8 protein-coding genes are annotated in these 5,911 nt (G+C 74.9%); 4 read left to right on the top strand and 4 right to left on the bottom strand.

Annotated features, from left to right (window positions below; all coding sequences use genetic code 11):
- On the bottom strand, positions 1 to 302 hold a 302-nt coding region (locus VGI02_RS03810; RefSeq protein ID WP_331625929.1), incomplete at its 3' end, for an SDR family NAD(P)-dependent oxidoreductase.
- A gap of 138 nt (positions 303 to 440) precedes the next feature.
- On the opposite strand from VGI02_RS03810, the gene VGI02_RS03805 reads away from it, so the two are divergent.
- Positions 441 to 791, top strand: coding sequence for a hypothetical protein (locus VGI02_RS03805; protein ID WP_331625928.1), 351 nt, complete (start codon positions 441 to 443; stop codon positions 789 to 791).
- Positions 792 to 865: 74 nt separating this feature from the next.
- A complete protein-coding gene (locus VGI02_RS03800) occupies positions 866 to 1,147 on the top strand; it encodes a hypothetical protein (protein WP_331625927.1) in 282 nt (93 codons plus the stop codon).
- Positions 1,148 to 1,154: 7 nt separating this feature from the next.
- Here VGI02_RS03800 and VGI02_RS03795 read toward each other — a convergent pair whose 3' ends face one another.
- Positions 1,155 to 1,580: a nuclear transport factor 2 family protein gene (locus tag VGI02_RS03795; RefSeq protein ID WP_331625926.1), complete on the bottom strand. Its 426-nt coding sequence runs from the start codon at positions 1,578 to 1,580 to the stop codon at positions 1,155 to 1,157.
- Positions 1,581 to 1,609: 29 nt separating this feature from the next.
- Positions 1,610 to 2,398: a GntR family transcriptional regulator gene (locus tag VGI02_RS03790; RefSeq protein WP_331625925.1), complete on the bottom strand. Its 789-nt coding sequence runs from the start codon at positions 2,396 to 2,398 to the stop codon at positions 1,610 to 1,612.
- A gap of 86 nt (positions 2,399 to 2,484) precedes the next feature.
- Between VGI02_RS03790 and VGI02_RS03785 the strand changes: the two genes are divergently transcribed.
- A complete protein-coding gene (locus VGI02_RS03785; protein ID WP_331625924.1) occupies positions 2,485 to 3,840 on the top strand; it encodes an MBL fold metallo-hydrolase in 1,356 nt (451 codons plus the stop codon).
- A 38-nt stretch (positions 3,841 to 3,878) separates the two neighbouring features.
- Entirely contained in the window at positions 3,879 to 5,027 is a 1,149-nt protein-coding gene (locus tag VGI02_RS03780) for a YeiH family protein (RefSeq protein WP_331625923.1), read from the top strand.
- A gap of 85 nt (positions 5,028 to 5,112) precedes the next feature.
- Here the strand turns inward: VGI02_RS03780 and VGI02_RS03775 are convergent.
- Positions 5,113 to 5,911 (bottom strand): DNA-3-methyladenine glycosylase family protein (locus tag VGI02_RS03775; RefSeq protein ID WP_331625922.1); only part of this gene is annotated, 799 nt, incomplete at its 5' end.

Raw genomic sequence — 5,911 nt, 5'->3', positions numbered from 1 at the left:
GTGACGTCGGGCAGGGGTTGTCGCGGCCCGACGACGCCGGCGTTGTTGACCAGGACGTCGAGCCGGCCGTACCGGTTCCGGACGGTCCCGGCCGCGGCGGCGACGCTCGCGTCGTCGGTGACGTCGAGAGGGACGAAGTCGGCCCCGAGGTCGGCGGCGGCCCGCGTGCCGAGGGAAGGGTCGCGTGCCGTGACGACCACGGTGTGGCCCACCTCGACGAGGCGCCGGGCGGTCTCGCGACCGAGGCCCTTGTTCGCCCCGGTGACGAGCGTGACCGTGGGTTCGGATGCCGGAGCGTTCATGGTCGCCGACGCTACGGTCCGGAGCGTGCTCGGCCGGCTCGCCGAGGCCGCGGACGAGACGATGTTGCATCGATGTGACGTCAGGCATGTTCGCGATCTCCCGTGCGTGCCCGCTCGACGTCCGGGTAGCCACGGGGCATGGCGGGACAGAAGTGCGAGACGGCGAGCGCCCGCGAGGCCGTCGAGGCCCTGCGCGAGCTGGCGACCCAGGCGCGCACCGCGTCCGGTAGCGCCGACCGCTTCGTCTGGTCCGCCGACGCGCTCGACGAGCTCGCCCGCGTCGCCGACGTCCTCGGGCGGGCCGTCGAGGACGTCGCCGGGGACGAGAGCAGCGCGGTCCGCGCCCACGCAGACCAGCTCGCGACGGCGATCGTCGCGCACCGGAACTCGCTGCTCCGGCACGGGGTCACGCCCGCCTCCGGCGGCCAGGAGCCGCAGACGGCGCCGTCGCCGCGCGACGGCAGGATCCCCGCCGGCCTGCCCCGCTGACCGCTCGCCACATGTGCGCGGCACAACGAATTGTGTCCTATCGAGCGGGTGCACTCCTCCGGTAGCGTCGGCGCGTGATGGAGGAGGACCGCGCAGGAGAACAAGCCCGGGTGGCCGCCCGCTCGGTGTTGGCCAACATCGAGGAGCTCAACAACGGTGGGCTCGACGGCGGCAGCCGGGACCGCGTCATCGATCTGGCCCGCAAGCTCAGCGCGCGTGGGGGCTCGGAAGGCCGCCTCGATCGCGCCGCCGTCACCGGCATGACGATCCAGCTCCGGGAGCTGCTCGCGCCGGTCAACGGGCTGACCGCGAGCACCGTCCGGTCCTGGCTCGACGACATCGAGCCCGCGCGCTGATCCGCCGTCAGGCGTAGCTCGTCAGCTGCTTCCCGATCCGCTCGCCCATCTCCTTCCCGAGGGCCTGCAGGCCCGAGGCCGGTCGGACCATGACCTCCACGGCGACGATGAGCCCGTCGTCGTCGAAGGCGATCATGTCGATGCCGTGCACGTCGCGGTCGCCGACGCGCGCCCGGAACTCCAGGACCACGTCGCGGCCGCCGTCCGCGACGAAGGTCCGGTGATAGGTGAAGTCGGAGAACACCGCGAACGCGGTGGAGACGGCGAGGACGACGGCGTCGCCGGACCGGTAGGGCGTGTGGGCGACCGGCGAGGAGAACACCGCGTCGGGGTGCACGATCTCCGTGAGCCCGGAGAGGTCCCCCGCCGCGATCATCTCGTGCCACCGGGCGAGCGAGGTCGCTGCCTCCGGGGTCAGCGCGGTGCCGTCCATCGGTGTCCTCCAGGCGTCGGGTCGGGCCCTCAGTGTGCGGGACCGGCCTGCTCCAGCGACCACGGCGTCGACGCCGGGTGGCCCGTCCCGAAGGTCGCGGTCAGGCAGAAGCGGTCGGCGCGCACGGTGGTGTGGCGCCATTCGACGGGGCGGTCCCCGGACGAGCCGAGGCGGTCGATCTCGAAGACCGGTGCTCCCGCGGGGATGCTGAGCAGGCGGGCGACGGCGACGTCGGCGACGTCGGCGTGGATGCGCTCGCGGCCGCCGTCGACGCGGATGCCCGCGCGGGCGGCCAGCTCGGTGTAGAGCGCGGTGCGGGTGAGGTCGACCCCGACGAGCGGCTCGGCGTCGGCCCACGGCAACCACACCCGATCCCAGGCCAGCGGCTCGTCGTCGGCGAGGCGCAGGCGCTCGAGCAGGAGCAGCGGCGTGGACTCCTCGAGCCCGAGACGGGTCGCGACGATGCCGTCGGCGATCCGGTCGAACCGCAGCACGGTGCTGGTCTGGGTCCGGCCGGACTCCTCGACGGAGGCGAACAGGCTGTAGACCTCGTCCACCGGCTGGTCGATCCCCGGGGGCGGGCCGCCCCGCGCGAGCCGCGGCGGCCTCCCGCGCTCGGCGACGACGATGCCGTCCGCGCGCAGCTGGCCCAGCGCCTGGCGCACGGTGTGACGGCTGACCGCGTACTCCTCGGTGAGGGCGAGCTCGCCGGGGAACGAGGCGTCGAACTCGTGCGCGCGGATGCGGCGCAACAGGTCGTCCTGCAGTTGCGACCACAGGGGCCGCCCACCCGCTCGTTCCAGTGCCCTCGGCCCCACGCGCCCTCCTCCCGGCTTGACCGTACATCCTGCCGCCCTTAATGTACGGACATAAAGGTCCGGACATTTCGATCCCGGAGGTGGACATGCTCGTCGAGACGATCAGCACCGAGGACCTGGGTGACCGCAGCTACGTCGTGCACGACGGTGACCGGGCCGTCGTGGTGGACCCGCAGCGCGACATCGACCGGGTCGAGGCGGTGCTCGACGCCCACGGGCTCACGCTCGCGCTGGTCTGCGAGACACACGTGCACAACGACTACGTGACCGGCGGTCTGGGGCTGGCCCGTCGGCACGACGTCCCCTACCTCGTGAACGCGGCGGACCCGGTCGACTTCGCGCGCGAACCGGTGCGCGACGGCGACGAGGTCGCCCTCGCGGGCCTGACCGTGCGAGCGGTCGCCACGCCGGGGCACACCCCGACCCACCTGAGCTACGTCGTCGACGACGGGTCCGGTCCGCCCGCGGTGTTCAGCGGGGGCTCGCTCCTCTACGGCGCCGTCGGCCGGACGGATCTCGTCGAGCCGGACCGGGCCGAGGCGCACGCCCGCGCGCAGTACCGGTCGGCGCGCCGTCTCGCCGACGCGCTGCCCGATGCCGCCGCCCTCTACCCGACCCACGGGTTCGGGAGCTTCTGCTCGGCGGGCGGGTCCTCCGGGTCCTCCGGGGCCGCGCGCGGCACGATCGGGGACGAGCGGGTCACCAACGACGCACTGCGCGAGCCCGACGAGCGCGCGTTCGCCGCGCGGATGGTGGACGGCCTCACCGCGTTCCCGGCCTACTACGCCCACATGGCTCCGGCGAACCTCGCCGGCCCCGACCCGGTCGATCTCTCGCCGCTGTCCGACCTCGGGCCCGACGAGCTCGGCAAGCGGGTCGCGGCGGGCGAGTGGGTGGTCGACCTCCGGGAGCGCGACACCCACGCCCGCGAGCACCTCGCGGGGTCGATCGGGATCGCGCTGGCCCCACCGTTCTCGACGTGGCTGGGGTGGCTCATCCCATGGGGCACGCCGGTCGCCCTGATCGGCGAGGACGAGGACCAGGTCGCCGAGGCCCAGCGTCGACTCGGGCGCATCGGGATCGACCGTCCCGTCGGGCGTGCCGTCGGCCCGATCGCGCGCGTGGCCGGGGACCAGCCGACCCGCGGCCACCCGACGGCGACGTTCGACGACCTCGGCCGTGCCGGTGATCCGACCGTCCTCGACGTCCGGCGCGCCGACGAGTTCCGCGCGGGGCACGTCGTCGGGGCCCTCAACCTGCCGCTGCCCGAGCTCGAGCGCCGGGCGGGGGAGCTGCCCGCGGTGCGGCTCTGGGTGCACTGCCAGAGCGGCTACCGGGCCTCGATCGCGGCGAGCCTGCTCGCCCGCGCGGGCCACGACGTCGTGCTCGTCGCCGAGGACTTCTCGAGGGCCGCGGACCTCGGGCTCACCACCGCGTCCTGACCGCCCGTCGTCCCGACCCGGAACAGCGAGGTAATCCGATGGCCACCACCGAGACCGGCGCCGAGTCGCGACCCCGCCCGGCGCCCGAGAGCCCCGTGACACCGACCGGCCTCGGCGGCCGGGCCGTGGAGGCCGCGCGCGGACGTGCCCCAGGACTCGTCGTCGCGCTCGGGGTGGCCGCCGTCGCGACCGCCGCAGGCGCCGAGGTCCCCGTCGTCGGCGGCCCGGTCTTCGGGATCGTGATCGGTGTCCTCCTGGCGAGCGTGCTGCACCCCGGCGACCGGTGGCGGCCCGGGTTCGCGTTCGCGTCGAAGCCGGTGCTGCAGGCCTCGATCGTCGTGCTCGGCGCGACGTTGTCGCTGCGTCAGGTGGCCTCGGTCGGCTCCTCGTCGCTGCCGGTGATGCTCGGGACCCTCGCGATTGCGCTCGGCGGGGCCTGGGCGGTCGGCCGGCTGCTGGGCGTGGAGCGGGACACGACGATGCTGATCGGGGTCGGCACCGCGATCTGCGGCGCCTCGGCGATCGCCGCGACGCAGTCGGTGCTCAAGGCGCGGGAGTCGACCGTCGCCTACGCGATCGGCACGATCTTCACCTTCAACATCGTCGCGGTGCTGGCCTACCCGCCGCTCGGGCATCTGCTCGGGCTCGACCCGCACGCGTTCGGCCTGTGGGCGGGGACCGCGATCAACGACACCTCGTCGGTGGTCGCCGCCGGGTACGCCTACGGCGGCGACGCCGGAACGTACTCCGTCGTCGTCAAGCTCACCCGCAGCCTGATGATCATCCCGGTCGTCATGGCGATGGCGTTCTGGGTGGCGCGCCGCGGTCCCGGTCCCGGTCCCGGTTCCGGTGACGGCGTCGGCGCCGGCCCGGGTGGCAGCGCCGGCGAGGCTGGGCCGCGCGGGTGGCGCAGCGTGCCGTGGACGCACCTCGTCCCGCTCTTCCTGGTCGGGTTCGTCGCGGCGTCGGCGCTGACGACGGTCGGGGTGGTGCCGTCCTCGTGGCACCCGGCCCTGACCGCCGTCGGCACCTTCCTCATCACGACGGCGCTCGCCGGCATCGGGCTCTCGCTGCGGGTGGCCGACCTGCGTCGCGCCGGGGTCCGCCCGCTGCTGCTCGGGGCGTGCCTGTGGGCGCTCGTCGGGGTCAGCAGCCTCGGGCTCCAGGCGCTCAGCGGGACGCTGTGACCGCGGGGTCGCGGCCGAGCCACCCGACGAGACGCTCGTAGGGCCCGGCGTCGTCGGCGACCTCGACCACCGGCCCGTTCGGGTGTCACTCGCCGCTCATCCGGAGCAGGAAGGCCACCCACATCCGGAAGGGCGCGAGCGGGGCGGTGGCCGCGGCGAGCGTCGCGGGGTCGTCGTAGTCGTGCGGGTCGCGGCCGTGGCGGCGGGCGAGTGCGGCCGTGGCGCGCGGCTCGTCGGGCCACTCGTCGACCACCCCGCAGGCGCGCAACCAGATCCCCGACGACCAGAACTCGCCGATCCCGCGGATCCGCCGCAGCGCCGCGCGGGCGCCGTCGGGGCCGAGGGCGCGCAGGCGGGCGACGTCGAGGTCGCCGTCGAGGGTGGCCCGGGCGACCCCGTGCAGGCGCCGGACCTTCTCGGCGGGCAGGCCGGGGATCTCGTCGAGGCCGAGCAGGGTGTGCGGGGCCGGGAACGCGGTGACCGTCTCGCCGGCGAGTGTGATCGTCGCGCCGTGGTCGGCGGCGATCCGGCGGGTCAGCGCCGCGGCCCGCGTCGTCCCGATCCGCGGGGAGATCACGGCCCACGCCGCGGCCTCGTAGGTACTCGGGAACAGGGTGGGACGGCGGCCGTGGTGGCGCTCGAGGAGATCGCCGATCGCGGGGTCGCGGGTGGCGACGGAGTCGGGGCCGACGAGGCCCACCGCGGAGTGGTCGAGGGAAACGATCCGAGCGCACTGGGCCCGAGCCGCGTCGGGGTCGCCGGTGCCGGCGATCTCGAGGGTGACGGGCCCGTCGAGGGCGTCCTGGCGCAGGGCGAACGCGACGGGGCGCAGGTCGTCGTCGGCGATCGCGGCGAGGACGAACGGGCGGGCCGCGTCGCGGGCG

This window comes from Actinomycetospora sp. (assembly GCF_036497245.1).
GTDB lineage: Bacteria > Actinomycetota > Actinomycetes > Mycobacteriales > Pseudonocardiaceae > Actinomycetospora.
The sequence above is the reverse complement of the archived record's forward strand: the minus strand, read 5'-3'. Positions and strand labels throughout refer to the sequence as shown.